Source organism: Flavihumibacter sp. ZG627 (genome assembly GCF_000814325.1).
In the GTDB taxonomy this organism is placed as follows: Bacteria; Bacteroidota; Bacteroidia; order Chitinophagales; family Chitinophagaceae; genus Flavihumibacter.
The window spans coordinates 73,178-90,861 of the sequence record NZ_JPHF01000002.1 but is presented as its reverse complement, the minus strand read 5'-3'; the positions used below and the strand labels follow the sequence as shown (position 1 = coordinate 90,861).

The following is a 17,684-nucleotide window of genomic DNA, read 5'->3' as shown; positions in this document are numbered from 1 at the left end:
TTTGAAATATCATTTACCAAGTCATTGATCGTATATGAAACAAACAATCCGCGTTTTCTGGAAGATTTTTTTTATTGGTTTCGCAGCATTTGCCCTACTTCTCCTGATGATCTATATGGGGGTATTTGGAAAACTCCCCTCTTTGAGTGAATTGGAGAATCCCACCATTCTACAGGCTACTGAAGTTTATGCGGCAGACGGTACGTTGATGGGCAAGTATTTCAGGGACCGTGGAAATCGAAGTAATGTAGATTTTCGGGATATTTCAAAGCATGCCATCAATGCGCTTGTGGCAACCGAAGATGAAAGGTTTTATGATCATTCAGGGATCGACGGAAAAGGTGTTATTCGTGCAGTTGCATTCTTAGGAAGTAAAGGCGGTGGCAGTACCATTACACAACAGCTTGCGCTGAATATGTTCTCGGAGAGGGCCCGGAATCCTATAACCAGGGTGATCCAGAAATTGAAAGAATGGATCATTGCCATTAAGCTGGAAAGGAATTTCACCAAACAGGAAATATTGGCGCTATACCTTAATGTGGTACCATTCAGTGACAACATGTATGGCATCCGGAATGCTTCTCTTACCTTTTTCAGCAAGGAACCCGACCGTTTAAACATAGAGGAATCCGCAGTTCTTATAGGGATGGTGAATGGACCAACTATCTTCAATCCGCGTCGTAACCCCAAATCAGCGTTGATGCGAAGAAACCATGTTATCACCAAAATGGGTGAGAATAGTTTTATCACTGAAGAGGAAGCCAGCAAGATCAAATTAAAGCCAATCGTTTTGAACTATAAACGAATGGATGAGAATACTGGTCTGGCCCCTTATTTCCGCGAAGTGCTGCGTGATGACATCAAGCAATGGTGTAAAAACAATACAAACCCTACTACAGGTGATCCCTACGATATATATAAAGATGGGCTTCGAATTTATACCACTATAAATCCAAGGATGCAGATATATGCGGAAGAGGCAGTAGCCAAGCATATGCCAGTGCTTCAAAAAGCTTTGAATGCACAAAACTCCATCAAAAAAGGAAAAGTTTGGGAAGGACGTAATGGAATCCTGGAAACGGCCATGAAAAATACCGACAGATGGAAAAACGGCCAGGAAGATGGTATGACTGATGCTGAACTCAGGGCGAGCTTCAAACAGAAAGTTCCGATGAAAGTTTTCGCATGGAACTCGCGCAGGCAAAAAGACACCGTGATGACTCCTATGGATTCCATCAAATACCATCGTCAGATGTTGCAAACGTCATTTATGGTGATGGATCCTGTAACCGGTGAAGTAAAGGCCTGGGTTGGCGGCATTGATTTTAAGACCTATAAATTTGATCATGTTAACATCAATACAAAACGCCAGGTAGGTTCGGCCATTAAGCCTTTCCTTTATTGCCAGGCTATTGAAGAAGCCGGGTTTACGCCTGAAACCCCGGTAGAGAATGTGGTACAGAATTTCCCGGGATTTGGTCTTGTTCCTGCTAAAGGAGAGTGTAAAGGCAATACCGTAAGTATGGCCAGCGCTCTGACCTATTCAATGAACTGCGCAACCGCTTATATAATGAAACAGATCGGTCCCAAGCGCTTTGTTGAATTCCTGAATAATATTAATATCAAAAGTAAGATGGATCCTTACCCATCAATATCTCTTGGTGCGGTGGATCTTTCAATGTTTGAGATGTTATACGGTTATACCATGTTCGCAAATCATGGTTTCAGTACTAAGCCCACTTATATTACCCGCATAGAAGACCGTAATGGAAATGTACTGGAAAGTTTCCAGACCAAGATGAACCAGGTGATAAGTGAATCATCGGCTTATACAACAACAAAAATGCTTGGCGGACCGGTTGAAATTGGAACTGCAGCAGGTTTAAGGTCAAGGTTGGGCGCCGCAGAAATGGCTGGTAAAACGGGTACAACTAATGATAATGCAGATGCCTGGTTTATTGGATTCACTCCGCAATTGCTTGGAGGAACCTGGATTGGGGCAGATGACCGATTCATCCGCCTGGAAAGTGGATTAGGTTATGGTGGCCAGGCAGCAAGGCCTATCTGGGAGACTTTCTTCCAGAAGGTTTATGCAGATAAAACACTCGGTATTGATAAAGATGCACGTTTTGCCCAACCCGAACAAATGCGGGAAGAAGCCCTTTATGACTACATGAATATTATTGACCAAACTCCTCCTCCTGGTGCTGAAGGTGAAGACCAGGGTAATGGAGCAGCAGATCAGTATATGATGGAACCCGATACCAACAATGTTCCGGTAGATTCTGAACTGGATGAAGAAGAACAAAAGGTGCTGAAGGAAGCTAATCAAAAAAAGGATGAGAAGAAAAATGGCAAGAATCCAACAACACCACCTCAGGAAGAAAAGAAGAAAGGATTATTTAGAAAGATTTTCGGCGGAAAGAAGGATAAAGAGAAGGATAATGAGTATTGAGAGGGGCAATTGGCAATAGGCAATTGACAATAGACAATAGAAAGTACATAGAAATAAGAGAGCCCACCATTATGGCGGGCTCTCTTATTTATCACAACTTAAACTTTGTAATTATTGGCTAACCTTGAACTCAACGCGACGGTTCTTGGTACGACCAGCAGCAGTTTCATTGTCTGCAATTGGTTGGTCTGGACCGAAACCAGCTGTTGACAAACGCTCTTCAGCAACACCTTTTTTAACGAGGTATGTTTTAACTGATTCTGCACGTTTAACACTCAGGGTTTGGTTCATCTCAGCTTTACCTGTATTATCAGTATGACCAGCTATCTCAACCTTAAGCTGCGGATACTGTTCATTAAGTATACGGGCGGCTTTATCAAGCTCTTTCCTTGCAGCAGCAGTAAGATTTGAACTACCGGTAACGAACTGAACAGCGCTTGCATTGAATTTAGAAGCTTCCAACAATGGGCAACCTCCATTTTCTGCCGGACCTGCGAGGTCAGGACAACGATCTTCCTCATCGTTAACTCCATCATTATCACGGTCGGGAATAGGGCAACCCTGGTAACGGGCAACTCCTGCAACTGTAGGGCATTTATCTTCTTCATCATTCACGCCATCGCCATCACCATCCGGGATAGGACATCCCTGATAACGAGCGATACCAGGAACAGTCGGACATTTGTCATCTTTATCAGCAATGCCATCACCATCCTGATCTGGGCAACCATTAAGGGCTACAAGACCTGGAATATCAGGACACGCATCCAGAGAGTCTACAACAGTATCATCATCTTTGTCGATATCAACTGGTGGAGGTGGTGGAGGAATTACTTTAGGAGCTCTTGGTTTTCCTATATTTCCTGCAAAACCGATACTGTGATAGAAATGATTTGATGTAGTGTTGGTAATCTTCATGCGGTACTGAGAATTGACCATGAGGAAGGCCTCATCGAAAAAACTTACCTGAAGACCAAGTCCAACGGGCATGATAGCACCATAGTAACCTTTCCACTTAGAAGCGCCAAGGCCAGCAGAAATATATGGTACAACCCAATATTTATCAGTCAGCATCTTAGCATGCACCATCGCATCCCATTCAAGAAGTGCAGCATCGTCACCTGAGGCCATTTTGCCTTCAAGCGGATAATCTAGGAAGGAAACACCAAGTGTAGTTGAGAAATCAAGTTTACGGGTAACGCCTTTCATATAGTTTGCCGCAAAGCCGAAATTCATATCACTAAATTTGCCCCATTGATTGTCTTTAAGAACTGAACTTAGTGAAGATGCTTTAATTCTCTGCGGAGTCTGGAAGTCATTTCCAAAAAAATGAATTCCCAAAGCAGGCCTCTTAATTTCATCATTCTCCTGGCTGTAAGCAGCAGAGAACAAGCTGCAAAGGGCCAGCAACGAAAACATAATTTTCTTCATAATGGTAGTTTATAACTGCGGCAAAAATAGAACCTTGGATGCTAACTGGGAAATTATTTATTGATAGCCGTTAGTTCTGCAGGTTTTTTCTTTCCCAACACCTCCAGCTTAACTTTGGTTAATCCCCTGGAAGTGAAGCCGAGTTTTTTTGCTGCAGCACCTGACATATCCACCAATCTTGTATTATTATGATGAAGTCTGTCATTCACTTTTACGATCACACTACGTCCATTTCTTTGATTAGTGACCTTAATCCATGTTCCAAGCGGAAGACCGTTGTGAGCCGCCGTTAATTTTTTATGGTTGTAAATTTCACCATTCGCAGTTCGCCGGCCATTGAATTTGGGTGAATAATAGCTTGCAATGCCATACTGGACTTTCGCATTGTTAAGTTTCCGTTTCTTTTTTACGGGTGTTTTGGAATTGGCACCTGTCTGGGCCACAACTACACCTGTGTAGAGCAGGCTCATGGCCAACAGGATCCGGGGTAAGAATTTCATAGTATCAGTTTATTGGTTTGGATTTAAAATACCGTTCTGCCAGCATTTTATCCTCTGAATAAATATCATCCAGAAACTGTAGTTTGCCATCAATGGCATCTACTGTAAAATACCGGATATAAATAGGCACATTTTCGAAATCAGAAATCACATGCTTTTCCTGTCTGCCAATCCATGACCGTAGCGTATCGGGGTGATATCGGATTTCATCATTTCTGGTGATAAAATGTGCCAGCTTCTCCCATTCCTTCACCCGAACACAACCATGGCTTAATGCCCTGTTACTCTTTTCAAATAATCCTCTCGCATTGGTATCATGCAGGTAAACACTATACTTATTGCGAAAGTTGAATTTCATCAGTCCAAGTGAGTTATCATCTCCTTCCCGCTGCCTGATAAGATACGGAAAATATTTTTCATTGAGTTTCGACCAATCGATGGCGGCTGGATTGATAACACTATCATATCTGTCAACAACCATAAGATTCTGTTGTTGGAGATAGGAGATATCTTTTCTTATTTTAGGCAACATCTCCTTAAATATAATGCTGTATGGTACCGTCCACTGCGGATAGGTAATGATATTGGTGATCTGGCTGTTCAAGACGGGTGTACGAGTTTTCGCGGCTCCAACTATTACTTTTGATTCAAGTGCAATTGTATCCATATCCACCACCGTTAATTTATAGGCAGGCAGGTTAACCCAGATATACGTTGAAGGCATTTTTGCGGGTAATTGCCTGTAACGGTCGAGGTTAAGTGCCAATTGCTGAAACCTGAACCAGTCAGTGTTGTTCATATTTGCAATGGTGAGCGCTGCTGCCACACCAGTATTACGAATTCCATTTTGCTTCTGGTATTTCCTTACTGCTTCAATGTAGCTGAGGCTGTCAGTTTCATTCCATCCTGTTGAAAGGATACCTTCTTCCTGCAATCTTTTAGCTACTTCCCGAATGAGCGCCAATGAATCAGGATTTGGATAACGGACATAGGTATACTGGCGGAAATCAGCTGTTTCGAGAAATGACGGAATGGCCTCCCTTATTGCCTTGTAACCAGGATGAGAAGGTTCTAATGTTTCTAGTAAAGTTTTAACTGTGGAACTGGTAGCTGCCTGCCTGAATAAGGAAAGGATATGTGTGGTGTCAAGCTGTTGGCCATTATTTATAGTGATACTATCTTTTGGCAAGTGGCCCATCTGCAGATGCCTGCCAATTTCAAGGAAGGCATCTGATAAGAGCAGATCAGCCCGCCCCCATAGGGCTATGTTTTTCCTGGAAATACTATCTGTAACAATGTTATTTCGGATCTTCAGTAATGTATGGAAATGATAATCGGATGGAAACAATCCAAGCTCCCTGCTCTTACTGATTAGAAAAAACAATGAATCTCCAGCCGCAGTCCATCTGTCTGCCACGCTCCAGAATGGTTTGAATTCATTTCCTTCGTAAAGAGTGCCTAATAGATTGGAATGGGAAATCAGGTTCGAATCATTCAGCTTTCCATTATTGGATTTGATATAAGCGATTAATTCCTGCAACTGTTCATGAATTTTCCGTTGCACCTCCTCTGGTTTTTCTGCTATAACAACTTCATCGGGGGGGCGGGACGGTTTCTCAGCGCAGTATTGCATCAAAAAAAATGCAGCTAAAAGGCAGGGGATCAATACAGGTTTCATTGATAGGATATTCAAATTTCAATATACAAGATAATATTTCATGATTATAATGCATACCTAACCCTGGAAAAACCTGAAAACGGAAAATGTTAAGGTTCGTGGGTATCAATCACAGCCTCAATATTGATTGGTCCATAAATATGGGGAAAGGTGTCCTGGGTAGAAGGAGACCATTCGAAAATCAGTGGGCTACTGAGTTTTTCCGGATCAATTATAAGTTTAATGAGGTCATTTTGTCCGGCATAATATCTTTCAAGAACTCCGGGGATCTGTTCCTCGTGCGATGCATGAATGAAGCCTTCTTCTTTAAGAGATTGCGGTTCGTATGAACCTTTAGCTAGGGCTTCTTCCCATCTTTTGCGGGTAGTTATATGATAAATCATCCTATACTTTTTGGAATTTAATTATTGTGCATGTATCCTAGGGATCTTTCCTGTAAGCATAAGCAGGTCGGCCAACACCATTGCCGTAACTGCTTCCAAAACAACAGGAACCCTGAGTGCAATACAGAGGTCGTGTCGCCCCTTTACTGAAAATGCTTCCAGCTGACCAGTTTCCCAATTCAATGTTTGCTGCTCTTTTGGCGTTGATGAAGTAGGTTTAATGGCAATCCGGAAAACAAGTTCATTTCCATTGGAGATTCCTCCCACCACACCACCTGCATGATTGGATGCTGTTTTACCAGAACTATCAATTATCGAATCATTGTGTTCAGCACCAAACATTCTGGCAGCGGCAAAACCAGTACCGAATTCAATACCCCGAACTGCAGGAATAGAAAAAACTGCATGACTAATCAATGATTCCACCGAATCAAAAAAAGGCTCACCCAGTGAAGCAGGGAGCCCGGAAACCCTACATTCTACTATACCACCTATTGAATCTTTGGCATCTATTGCTTTCTGAAGGCCCTTATCAAGATCAGCCTCTCCTCCTATCTCGAGTATTGTTGACTGTATAGTAATATTTCCCAATACCTTTTTTGCCACTACCCCCGCAGCAACCAGTCCAACTGTCAATCGACCACTAAAATGCCCACCACCACGGAAATCTTCGAAGCCCCCGAATTTCTGGTGTGCTACAAAATCTGCATGACCGGGCCTTGGAACAGACCGCTGTTTTTCATAATCGCCCGAGCGGGTGTTTTTGTTTTCAAATAATATGGTCAATGGGGCTCCGGTTGAACGCCCATTGAACAATCCTGTCTGGAAGAGAGGAATATCATCTTCTTTTCGGGGAGTAGTCCCTTTCTGCACTCCCCCTTTTCTTCTTTCTATATCAACAAGGAAATCCTCTGCAGAAAGAGGAAGACCAGCAGGTATGCCATCAAGAACAACACCAACTACAGGTCCATGAGATTCTCCAACTATTGTAACTCTGAATAATTTTCCGAATGCATTCATCTTGTTTATTTTAAAGTGTCTGACATATGTTCTTAGGATGTTCGAACATATGTTTGAACGTGTGCCGAATATGTGTCAGACACCTAATTTCAGCGTTGCTCCCAATTGGGAGAGGTGGTCAAAAAAAGACGGATATGATTTGTTGATAGCCTCTGCCTGTTCTATAGTAGTTGTTCCGGTTGCTCTTAAGGCTGCCACAGCACCTGCCATTGCTATCCGGTGATCATGGTGTGAATGTAATGCCGCACCATGCAAACCTCCGCCTCCTTTTATGATCATCAGATTTTCCTGTAATTGAATATCCAAACCCATTTTTCCAAATTCTTCCTGGAGGGTCAATGCCCTGTTACTTTCTTTATGTGCAAGTCTTTCAACCCCTTCAATTACAGTAGTGCCATCGCAATATGCAGCAAGGGCAACGAGTGGTGGAAACAGGTCGGGACAATCAGTGGCATCAAAATGAAATGCTTTTAGCGGCATTGGCCGGAGGCTTACCATATTGGGCTCAATACTAATTCCGGCACCTGAATCTATGAGTGCCTTCAGGATTGCCTTATCGGCCTGAGTGGAAAATGTATCCAATCCCCTTACAGTTATTTCACCTGCAATTGCACCTGCCACTAACAAAAATGCCGCCCCGCTCCAATCTCCCTCTACAGTATATTCCCGTGAATTATCCGGGTTATTTTTCTGTCCATTATTATTAAAATAAAATGACTCGTAATTTCTGTTTTCCGGTACTGGCAGGCCGAAGGACTCCATAACGGAAAGGGTCAGGTCAACATAGGGTTTGCTTTTAAGATTGGTTACACGAATGGAAACATCCCTTGCACCAGATGCCGCATAAGCCATAAGCATACCTGTAAGGAATTGGGAGCTGAGTGAGCCGTCAATTGTAATATCCTGAGGTGTAAGTGGGCCTTTCACAATTATTGGAAGCCGGCCATCATTGGTGCTAACGTCTACACCTACCTGTGGAAGTACCAGATCAAAAAAATCCATCGGCCTTGTCACAAGACTTCCCTCTCCTGTTATAGAAATAGCGGTATTATTCATGGCCACGAGAGGTGTAAACATGCGTATGCCGAGGCCACTTTCACCACAGTGAACCCTGTTTTCACGAGCCCGGATACCCGAACTTTCGATAATAATATCAGCACCATCATCATGAACGTTTGCGCCTAGTGCCTTTATTACTTCAAGGGCCGCATTATCATCATTTGAGTTACCCGGATTATGAAGTCTGGTGGTGCCTCCTGCAGCAAGCGCTGCAGCGCATGCCCTTTGCATGGAACTCTTGGATGCAGGGGCAATTACTTCTCCATTTAGTTTGGAGGGATGTATCGTAGCGATCATGAATGAAAATGCGTTAAAATTTTTCAATTATCCTTTTCACTTCACTTATAGGAAGTGTTTGCACTACTCCTTTTCCGATACGCTGTAAAAGGATGTAATGAATCTCGGACCTTTCTCTTTTTTTATCATGCAAAAGCACGTCGAATGCTTTGACCTTATCAAATTTCGCAAAGGTTGGTAATCCATATTTTGCGATAAGGTCAACTACTTTTTCGGCGCTTCGAAAACCAAGCATAGAGGCAGACAATTGTGAAGCGTAGGTCATCCCAATGGCTACCGCCTGGCCGTGTGAAAGTTCAAATTGGTTTTCCAATGCATGCCCAAGTGTGTGACCGAAGTTCAGCAATTTGCGATCACCCTGTTCTGTTTCGTCGGCCTGTACAACTTTTGTTTTAAGCATCACATTGCGGCGCACAAGTGCAGCGAGTGCAGCTTTTTTCATCCTGTACCAATCAATATTCTTCTCAGCCAGTTCACGGAACATTACGGCATCACGAATACAAGCATGTTTGATGATTTCTGCAAATCCATTTTGCCATTCAGCCTCGGGCAGCGTTTTCAGGAGTGATACATCGAAGAATAAAAAGTCTGGCTGCCGGATCGTGCCAACAAGATTCTTAAATACTCCAACATCTATCCCATTCTTACCACCAATGGAAGCATCCACCATCGCCAGCAAACTGGTAGGAACAAAGCCAACCCTTATACCACGCATATACACAGCAGCAACATAACCTGCAAGGTCTGTTATCACACCACCTCCAATTCCAACAAGAGTGGTCTTACGATCTGCATGCATATCTATGAGAGAGTCAATGACTCCGTCTGCAGTTTGCTGAATCTTATATTCTTCACCAGGTTTCAGGACGATGGTATTCCAACCCTTGAAGGATTTCTGGTATTGGTTGAAGATATTTTCATCGGTCAGAATTACCGAATACTTTTTATCAGCAACCTGGCCAAGTTTAGAAAGTGAAGCATCAAAGTAATATTCAGTTATTGTATTACCGATCCTGATTTTTTTCTTTTCCATTCTTAATTAACGCTTTCGCTTAACTATTCATAATCCTGTTCTGGTGGTTAATGCTCTCCATATGGACTGCATCAAAATAACGCGTAATGAATTCATTACTCAAACCAAGTTTATCTCCTTTCAGGAAGGCCCGATCCAGTATCTCATTCCACCTGTTCGTTTGAAGGATAGTGATATTGTTATTCTTTTTATAGGTACCGATTTGTTCAGCTATTTTCATCCTCTGACCCAGTATCTGCATTAATTCATCATCAAGGTGATTGATCTGCTGACGCAGTTTTTCCAGGGCTGCGTGAAATGCGGCCGAATCAACATCTTCCCTTCTCCAGATAATACTGTCAAGCATTTCTGCAAGGCGTTCGGGCGTTACCTGCTGTTTAGCATCACTCCATGCATTATCAGGATCAACATGGCTTTCTATGATCATACCATCATAATCGAGGTCAACTGCTTTCTGCATTACTTCCAGGAGAATATCTCTTCTGCCACAAATATGTGATGGGTCGTTGATTAGCATCAACTCCGGGTTGCGCCTTTTCATTTCAATTGCCAGATGCCACATAGGTGCATTACGATATTCAGTATTACCATAGGATGAGAATCCACGATGGATCAGTCCAATCTGGTTGATACCGGCTTTAGCTACCCTTTCAACTGCACCCAACCAAAGCTCAAGGTCAGGATTAATGGGGTTTTTAATCAGAACCGGCACATCCACTCCTTTCAGTGCATCGGCAACTTCCTGAACACTGAAGGGATTGACAGTGGTTCTTGCGCCAATCCAGAGTATATCAATATCAAAATGAAGAGCGTCTTCAACCTGTTTCGCAGTGGCTACTTCAATTGCCACAGGGAGACCAGTGATTTTTCTCGCCTGCTGCATCCAGGGCAAACCCTTGGTGCCTATACCTTCAAAAGAGCCGGGTCTGGTTCTGGGCTTCCAGATACCTGCGCGCATTACATCCACTTTTCCAGTTGCTGCCAATTGTTGTGCAGTTTGAAGAACTTGCTCTTCGGTTTCGGCGCTGCATGGTCCTGCTATGATCAGGGGGCGCTTTGCCCAGGCATCCTGGGTTACCTGTTTCATTGATTTGTTTTCGGTTGCTTGCATTGTATAAAATTAACGTGTTCTGATTTACGATTTATATTATAGTGTGTTTAAGGCTATCCAAGGATTCTCCTGATCTTATTAGCATTCTCAATTAGCTCATGGAGGTATTCATAATTCTCTTTCTCCAGACATGATTTGAATTTGCGCAGTTGAGTGATATGTTCATTGAGTACATCCAGTACATTATCCCGGTTCTGCATAAATATGGGTACCCACATGGCGGAATTACTTTTCGCCAACCGTACAGTGCTCTCAAAGCCAGCACTTGCCATTTCAAAAATTGCCTGGTCTTCCCTTTCCTTCTCCAATACAGTATTGGCAAGTGCAAAGGAAGTAATATGTGAGATATGGCTCACATAGGCCGCATGGAGATCGTGGGACACCGCATCCATTTCAAGCAAATGCATACCAATCTTTCGATATAATTGCTTTACCCATTCAATAGCATCTGAATCACTATCAGCAGCATTACAAATTACCACCGCTTTATTTTCGAATGCGTGTTTTACAGCAGCCTGTGGTCCGCTATATTCGGTTCCCCACATCGGATGGCTTGCTACGAAACGGCCCCGTTTTGGATGAGCATCTGCGATTCGGATCAGCTCAGATTTGGTTGAACCCGCATCAAAAACAATCTGCTGATCAACCTGATCTAAAACGGCTGCGAGCATGTCAACCATTTTATCAACAGGTATCGCGAGAATTACAACTTCTGCCCATGCAATAGCCTCATCCAATGGAAGAATTTCATCAACCAGTCCCATTTCTAATGCCCTGGCGGCATGCTCAGGATGGCTTTCCACACCCACTATTCCTGCAGCGAGTCCTTTTTCATTAAGTTGTAATGCCATTGAACCACCTATCAAACCAACACCCACTATGGCTATCCTTTTTCTTTCCATTACAAATTTTTTATTTGTGCTGTTCTGCCAACAATCTTTTTTACTCTGTTGATCGCCTCGCTTAATTTTTCTTCCGGGCTACATAGACTCACACGGATGTAACCATTGCCCGCAGAGCCAAAAATTCCTCCCGGCGTAATAAATACATTAGCTTCATAAAGAACTTTATCACTAAGCGCATAACCATCTGCGTAATCGTTGGGTATCTTTGCCCAAACAAACATTCCTACCTGGTTTTTGTCAAAACTACAGTTGAGCATTTCCAGCAGGTCAAAAACAAGTTCTCTTCTTTTTCGATAGATGGCGTTGATGCTGTTATACCAATCCTCTCCGAGCTCAAGCGCTTTGGCGGCGGCCAGTTGAACCGGCAGGAACATTCCGCTATCCATATTGCTTTTGAAACGAATGATCTCATCGATCCGTTCTTTTGCTCCCGCCAGCATGCCAACCCTCCATCCTGCCATATTCTGGCTCTTACTAAGTGAATTCAATTCTACCACTACATCCTTAGCCCCTGGTACCGATAAAAGGCTCAATGGCGAATCATTCAAAATGAAACTATAAGGGTTATCATGGCATACCAGAATATTCTTTTCCCGGGCGAAAGCAACGAGCTTTTCAAAGAATGACCGGGAAGGGATCTGCCCTGTAGGCATATGCGGGTAGTTCACCCACATTAATTTTACCCTTGAAAGATCCAAAACGGCCAAGGCAGCCAGGTCGGGTTCCCAGTTTAGATTTTCTTCCATTTCATAGCTCACCGGCTTCCCTCCCGCAAGTTTTACGGCGCTACTATATGTTGGATATCCGGGATTTGGTATCAATGCTTCATCGCCCTCGTTCAGGTAGGTCATACAAATATGCATGATGCCTTCTTTACTGCCTATCAAGGGTAGTATTTCTGATTCAGGATCAAGCTTAACTCCATACCATTTCGCATACCACGATGCCATTGCATTGCGCAGAACTGGAGATCCCTTGTAACTCTGGTATGCATGAACATTGGGCTTTACTGATTCCTCTTGTAACACTTTAATTACGTCAGGGTGAGGCGGCAGGTCCGGACTTCCTATTCCAAGATTGATTATGGATTTACCTGCTTTATTAAGTGAATCGATCTCCCTCAATTTCTGTGAGAAATAATATTCACCAATGCCTTCAAGTCTTCTGGATGTTGAGATCATATTGTTCTTCCGTTTTTGTAGATGCCATAAACCTGCAATGATGCCGTCAGAGGCTTTATGGCTTCAATTATGCTGTTGAATTGCTCAATAGAATCAAATTCCATATCTGCATGAAAACTATACTGAAAATTACTGCCTGGAATAGGAAAGCTTTGAAGCTTACTCAGATTAATACCACCGTTGGCAATAGTACTTAATACCCTGGCCAGACTTCCCCGGGAATGATCCGTATGGAAATTTACGCTTGCCTTATTCGCCCCTTCCACCGGCAGGTCGTCACCCACGCGTCGTATCACCAGGAAACGCGTATAGTTATTTCGCATCGTATGAATATTGGGAGCAAGGACTTCAAGATCGAAGAGGTCGGCTGCAAGTTTACTTGCTATTGCGGCGGAATGCCGGTTTCTTTTCTGATGTATATGCTTGGCACTAAGCGCTGTATCCTCGGTTTCCACCAATTTCCAGTTGAACTTTTCAAGGTAGTCTATGCATTGAAGGATTGCCATTGGATGAGAATGTACTTCCCGGATATCCTCAAGCTTTACGCCGGGGTTCACCAACAAATTCTGGCGAATCTGCAGGTAAACTTCACCAACAACCCTCAGGTTGCTTTTCTGAAGTAGGTTGTAATTAGGGAGGATGCTTCCCGCGATGGAGTTTTCAATTGCCATCACACCGCCTTCACTCTCCTTCTTATTTCCGGCGATCCGAACCACCTCCCGAAAAGTGGCACAGGGAATCACTTCAACTTCCTTACCGAAGAACTGCTGTGCTGCCACCTGGTGGAAGCTTCCTTCATAACCTTGTATTGATACTCTTGTTGCCATAAAAAAACAAAAGTCCCGGCTTTCCTGCCGGGACTCTTTATGTTGGTTTAGTTTGATCTTAATTCCTTGATCTTACACAAAGCATCGCCGGCCTTCTGCCTGTAAAAAAGTAGAAGTAAAAATAAAATCGGCCAAATGACTTTGCTGTGATCATGGAGTAAAAATAACTAATGAATTAATAGGAGAAAAATGTTTTTTCCTTACGATCGTTAGTTTGCAGGCATTCTTATGACAACCTTTTCTGTTGATCCTCATCTACTTTCCTGAAGAGATGAAAGGGCTTAAATGTACGCCAGTTGCTGATTTCAACCAGTTCAAGGTAACGTTGCAGCTTTGCTTTACGGAAGTCGTACTGGGTTTGTTCAGGCATATTAAGAAGTACAACCCAACCGTTTGCATCAATCATTTCCTCAAACCATTCTTCGTAATAATCCCGGTCGCCACTATGGAAATTAAGTACATTCTCAGCAATGATGATAAATTTATGAATTCCGTAAGCCTCAAATTTATCAATGACTTCTCTTTTCAAATTCATAATATCGTTCTCAATGGCATCATTCCATTCGCCCAGCAGTTCGATAATGGCATAACCTTCTTCATAATCAGCCATGATCACTTTCATATATAATGTGCGGGAACCGAACTCATCCCATTGTGGATGGATATAATAGTTGTAAATGGTCTGTGAATATTCGAACTCTGAATAAACACGTCCATGGAAAGGAGATCGTTCATCTTCTTCACTAATATAGATGTATCTCCAATTGTAGAATGGTTCAATATCATGCATAATCAATACCGCAATTACCTTGATGGCAAATTACGGTGTTTCTGATTATTGCACCATCAGTTTATCTGAATAAACAGTACGCGCATTTTTGCCGGTAATCTTAAGAAGATAAACACCTTTGGCCAGAGATCCATCCGCCACAACTTTTTCAACCTGTTTGCCCTGGTTGATAAAAACAACCTGTTGAGTAACAAGTTTACCATTCCAGTCGAACAATTGCAATTCGTAGCGGCCGGCGGGAAGTTCACTGAAACTTACCCGGAAATTTCCATTAATAACGGGGTTAGGGTATACATGTATCGCTTCATTTCGCACTATTGCATCCATAAGCGTATTACTCCATGCAACGGGTTTCTGACCAATAACATATGCACTGGCCATATCAGCAACACTCAGAACAGCATTACCCGCATCTATGCGGGTTGCTTTGAGCGTTTTCAGATCTACCGCAAAATAACCATCCTTACTATTAGAACTACCCACTACCATCCTGCCCTGGTCATCAGCTGCCACCCCATTGGTACTGTAGCTTTTTGGAAGACCTGTGATCAGTCCTTTATAGCTTGCGACCCTTGTTTTTATGTCAATAAAAAAAACTGCCCTATTTGCCGTTACGAGGTATAAATCGCCATTAATATCTGCACATATATCGCCGCCCCAGCTGATACAACGGTCATGCACAGAATAAACATCATTGCCGGGATTATTTACCAGGGCACCTAGATCCTGCACCTGTATATCGCCGTTAGTATTGAATCTTACAAGGTGTTTTGCATCATTGGAAAGCGCATATCCATTCCCGCGTGAGTCGATGGTCATTCTTGTGACCTGGCTTCCGATATCACCCATGTCAGCACCAGCTATAAGTTCCTGGCCTGCTATTACACGAATTCCATTGGATGGATTAGCAAGATCAAGATAGCGTAACTGGTTTTGCTGCATCGGGGCAAAATAGAGTCTCTGCCCCTGTTTATCAAGAGCACAGGCTGCCAGCAATTGCTTTGAAGCATCCTGCCCTGCACTAAGTTTTACATGGTTAACTTTCCCCTGAATGGCAGCGCCGATCGCTTTACCTGTTTGAAGGTCCATGAGTTGTAATTGGGTCCAGCTGGTTGGGCCCTGCTGATCAGCAGTAATCGTATAAACAGGAAGCGAACGCTGTGAAAAAGCCACAGAGCTAAGGACGGTAAATAAAAGCAGGTAAAATTGTCGCATACCAATAGGATTAAGGGGGATGAAATGGAGTAAAAGTTACGCAAAATTCCCCGACCCTGCAAGTTTGGATATCAACTTCTGAATGCGTCAACGGCCTTCTTTACACTACCTGATTGAAGCAGCAATGCCCGCGCTTTATCATAATCAGTGATGCTCAGTTCCTCCATTACCATTCGTGTTCCCCGATCTACCAATTTCTCGTTGCTAAGTTGCATGTTTACCATTTTGTTATCATCCACCCTGCCGATCTGGATCATAACTGCGGTTGAGATCATGTTCAATACCAGTTTCTGTGCTGTACCACTTTTCATCCTGGTGCTACCGGTTACAAACTCAGGACCTACCACTACTTCTACCGCAATATCGGCATGCTCACTCATTGGCGAGTGGGGATTACAGGCGATTGAGCCTGTGCTGATACCATGTTCGCGGCAAGCTTTAAGAGCGCCTATTACATAAGGTGTTGTTCCACTGGCGGCGATGCCGATGACAACATCCTTACTATTAACAAAGTGTTTTTTCAGGTCTTTCCATCCCTGCTCAAAGCTGTCTTCGGCATTTTCAACGGCCTTTTGGATGGCTTCTTCTCCCCCTGCAATTAGACCGATAACAAGGCCATAAGGCATGCCATATGTTGGGGGTATCTCGCTTGCATCCAAAATACCCAATCGACCGCTCGTACCCGCCCCCATATAAAATAATCTTCCGCCTGCCAGCATTTTGTCGGCGATGGTGGAAACTAGTTTTTCTATCTGGGGGATGGCCCTGGCAACGGCGCGTGGCACTTCCTGGTCTTCCTGGTTTATGTTCACCAGTATTTCATTAACCGACATTTTATCAAGGCCATGGTAATTGCTTTCCTGTTCAGTTATTTTTTCAAACGCTGACATGTGGTATCTAGATTGTTCAGTTTTCTGTTATGAGTGATATCGGATCAGTCCCTCCATAGGGTGTTGCAGGATGGTTCCCTGTTCCAGTTCATAGGAATCACAAAGTTGAGTGATAACATCCCTGAAACCAAAAGCCACTCCCCCAACAAAATGTACCGGGTATTTCCAACTCTCTGAATATTTGCAAAGGTGCTGGAAGAAAAAATCATTTAAACCATCCTCAATAATATTCTCCACCATAAAATGCCCTCTGTTTTCGGCAAGGAACAGAGTGAAACCAGCCAGGAATCTGTTGGGTAGTGGCTGGGTATACACCTTATCGAGGATATCCATATCACTTAACTTGTATTTTTCCTCAAAGCGGTATCGTAGCTCCTCGTCAAATGTATTATACATATAATATTGTACAACCTTTTTGCCAAGGTAAGCTCCACTACCTTCGTCCCCCAGAACATAACCGAGTCCCGGACTATTCTTCATGATACGTTTACCATTAAAATAGCATGAGTTACTACCCGTGCCGAGGATGCAGGCTATTCCTTTTTCCTGCAGGCATACTGCCCGGGCGGCACCCATAAGATCGTGGTTTACTGTGATATCGATATCTGGAAATACCCGCTTAAGTGCTTTCAGGATCATTTTCTGGTTGGCTGGATTCTTACAACCGGTACCATAATAGAATATCGCATCTATTTTATACCTGCTTATTTCCGGATAAAGATCTCTCCTTACCAATTCCTCCACCTGCGGGCCGTTGAGAAAGTATGGACTTATTCCGAGAGTGAACAGCGTTTTTTTGAGTTTGCCCTTCTCAACTACACACCATTCGCATTTTGTAGCACCACTATCAGCTATGAGGATTGCCATAAGGTTATATTGATGGTCAGACGAAAATAAAACTATGTTCGG

At 43.2% G+C, this 17,684-nt stretch carries 16 protein-coding genes; 1 reads left to right on the top strand and 15 read right to left on the bottom strand.

All coding sequences use genetic code 11. The features are described from left to right. Positions 1 to 34 precede the first annotated feature (34 nt). The gene (locus HY58_RS03795; RefSeq protein WP_039128281.1) at positions 35 to 2,455 is read left to right on the top strand and encodes a transglycosylase domain-containing protein; all 2,421 of its coding nucleotides are present in this window, start codon (positions 35 to 37) and stop codon (positions 2,453 to 2,455) included. 111 nt (positions 2,456 to 2,566) lie between these two features. Here HY58_RS03795 and HY58_RS18700 read toward each other — a convergent pair whose 3' ends face one another. From HY58_RS18700 to HY58_RS03720, 15 genes are all read right to left on the bottom strand, one after another. Next, the gene (locus tag HY58_RS18700) at positions 2,567 to 3,886 is read right to left on the bottom strand and encodes an OmpA family protein (protein ID WP_052323823.1); all 1,320 of its coding nucleotides are present in this window, start codon (positions 3,884 to 3,886) and stop codon (positions 2,567 to 2,569) included. Positions 3,887 to 3,939: 53 nt separating this feature from the next. Continuing rightward, positions 3,940 to 4,386, bottom strand: coding sequence for a septal ring lytic transglycosylase RlpA family protein (locus HY58_RS03785; RefSeq protein ID WP_052323822.1), 447 nt, complete (start codon positions 4,384 to 4,386; stop codon positions 3,940 to 3,942). A 4-nt stretch (positions 4,387 to 4,390) separates the two neighbouring features. Next, the gene (locus HY58_RS03780; RefSeq protein ID WP_172644593.1) at positions 4,391 to 5,950 is read right to left on the bottom strand and encodes a murein L,D-transpeptidase; all 1,560 of its coding nucleotides are present in this window, start codon (positions 5,948 to 5,950) and stop codon (positions 4,391 to 4,393) included. Between the two features lie 203 nt (positions 5,951 to 6,153). After that, positions 6,154 to 6,447 (bottom strand): DUF952 domain-containing protein, encoded by a 294-nt coding sequence (locus HY58_RS03775; RefSeq protein ID WP_039128276.1) that lies wholly within the window; start codon positions 6,445 to 6,447, stop codon positions 6,154 to 6,156. Between the two features lie 21 nt (positions 6,448 to 6,468). Then, a complete protein-coding gene (locus tag HY58_RS03770; protein WP_039128274.1) occupies positions 6,469 to 7,467 on the bottom strand; it encodes a chorismate synthase in 999 nt (332 codons plus the stop codon). A 75-nt stretch (positions 7,468 to 7,542) separates the two neighbouring features. Further along, positions 7,543 to 8,823 carry a 3-phosphoshikimate 1-carboxyvinyltransferase gene (gene aroA / locus HY58_RS03765; RefSeq protein WP_039128271.1) on the bottom strand — a complete coding sequence of 427 codons (1,281 nt, stop codon included), beginning with the start codon at positions 8,821 to 8,823 and terminating at the stop codon, positions 7,543 to 7,545. A 13-nt stretch (positions 8,824 to 8,836) separates the two neighbouring features. Next, positions 8,837 to 9,856 (bottom strand): 3-dehydroquinate synthase, encoded by a 1,020-nt coding sequence (aroB, locus tag HY58_RS03760; protein ID WP_039128268.1) that lies wholly within the window; start codon positions 9,854 to 9,856, stop codon positions 8,837 to 8,839. Positions 9,857 to 9,875: 19 nt separating this feature from the next. After that, entirely contained in the window at positions 9,876 to 10,943 is a 1,068-nt protein-coding gene (locus HY58_RS03755; protein WP_039129591.1) for a chorismate mutase, read from the bottom strand. Positions 10,944 to 11,020: 77 nt separating this feature from the next. Beyond that, positions 11,021 to 11,935, bottom strand: a complete 915-nt coding sequence (locus HY58_RS03750; RefSeq protein ID WP_072037575.1) for a prephenate dehydrogenase — start codon at positions 11,933 to 11,935, stop codon at positions 11,021 to 11,023. Further along, positions 11,869 to 13,053 (bottom strand): pyridoxal phosphate-dependent aminotransferase, encoded by a 1,185-nt coding sequence (locus HY58_RS03745; protein ID WP_039128262.1) that lies wholly within the window; start codon positions 13,051 to 13,053, stop codon positions 11,869 to 11,871. The genes HY58_RS03750 and HY58_RS03745 overlap by 67 nt, the downstream gene beginning before the upstream one ends. Further along, on the bottom strand, positions 13,050 to 13,880 hold the full coding sequence (locus tag HY58_RS03740; RefSeq protein WP_039128258.1) for a prephenate dehydratase: 831 nt from the start codon (positions 13,878 to 13,880) through the stop codon (positions 13,050 to 13,052). Before HY58_RS03740 ends, HY58_RS03745 begins: the two co-directional genes overlap by 4 nt. Before the next feature lie 226 nt (positions 13,881 to 14,106). Next, a complete protein-coding gene (locus HY58_RS03735; RefSeq protein WP_039128256.1) occupies positions 14,107 to 14,670 on the bottom strand; it encodes a hypothetical protein in 564 nt (187 codons plus the stop codon). A gap of 45 nt (positions 14,671 to 14,715) precedes the next feature. Continuing rightward, positions 14,716 to 15,885 (bottom strand): T9SS type A sorting domain-containing protein, encoded by a 1,170-nt coding sequence (locus tag HY58_RS03730; RefSeq protein ID WP_039128254.1) that lies wholly within the window; start codon positions 15,883 to 15,885, stop codon positions 14,716 to 14,718. A gap of 71 nt (positions 15,886 to 15,956) precedes the next feature. After that, positions 15,957 to 16,775, bottom strand: a complete 819-nt coding sequence (gene murQ / locus HY58_RS03725; RefSeq protein WP_039128251.1) for an N-acetylmuramic acid 6-phosphate etherase — start codon at positions 16,773 to 16,775, stop codon at positions 15,957 to 15,959. Positions 16,776 to 16,802: 27 nt separating this feature from the next. Next, a complete protein-coding gene (locus tag HY58_RS03720; RefSeq protein WP_039128248.1) occupies positions 16,803 to 17,642 on the bottom strand; it encodes an N-acetylglucosamine kinase in 840 nt (279 codons plus the stop codon). Between the last annotated feature and the right edge of the window lie 42 nt (positions 17,643 to 17,684).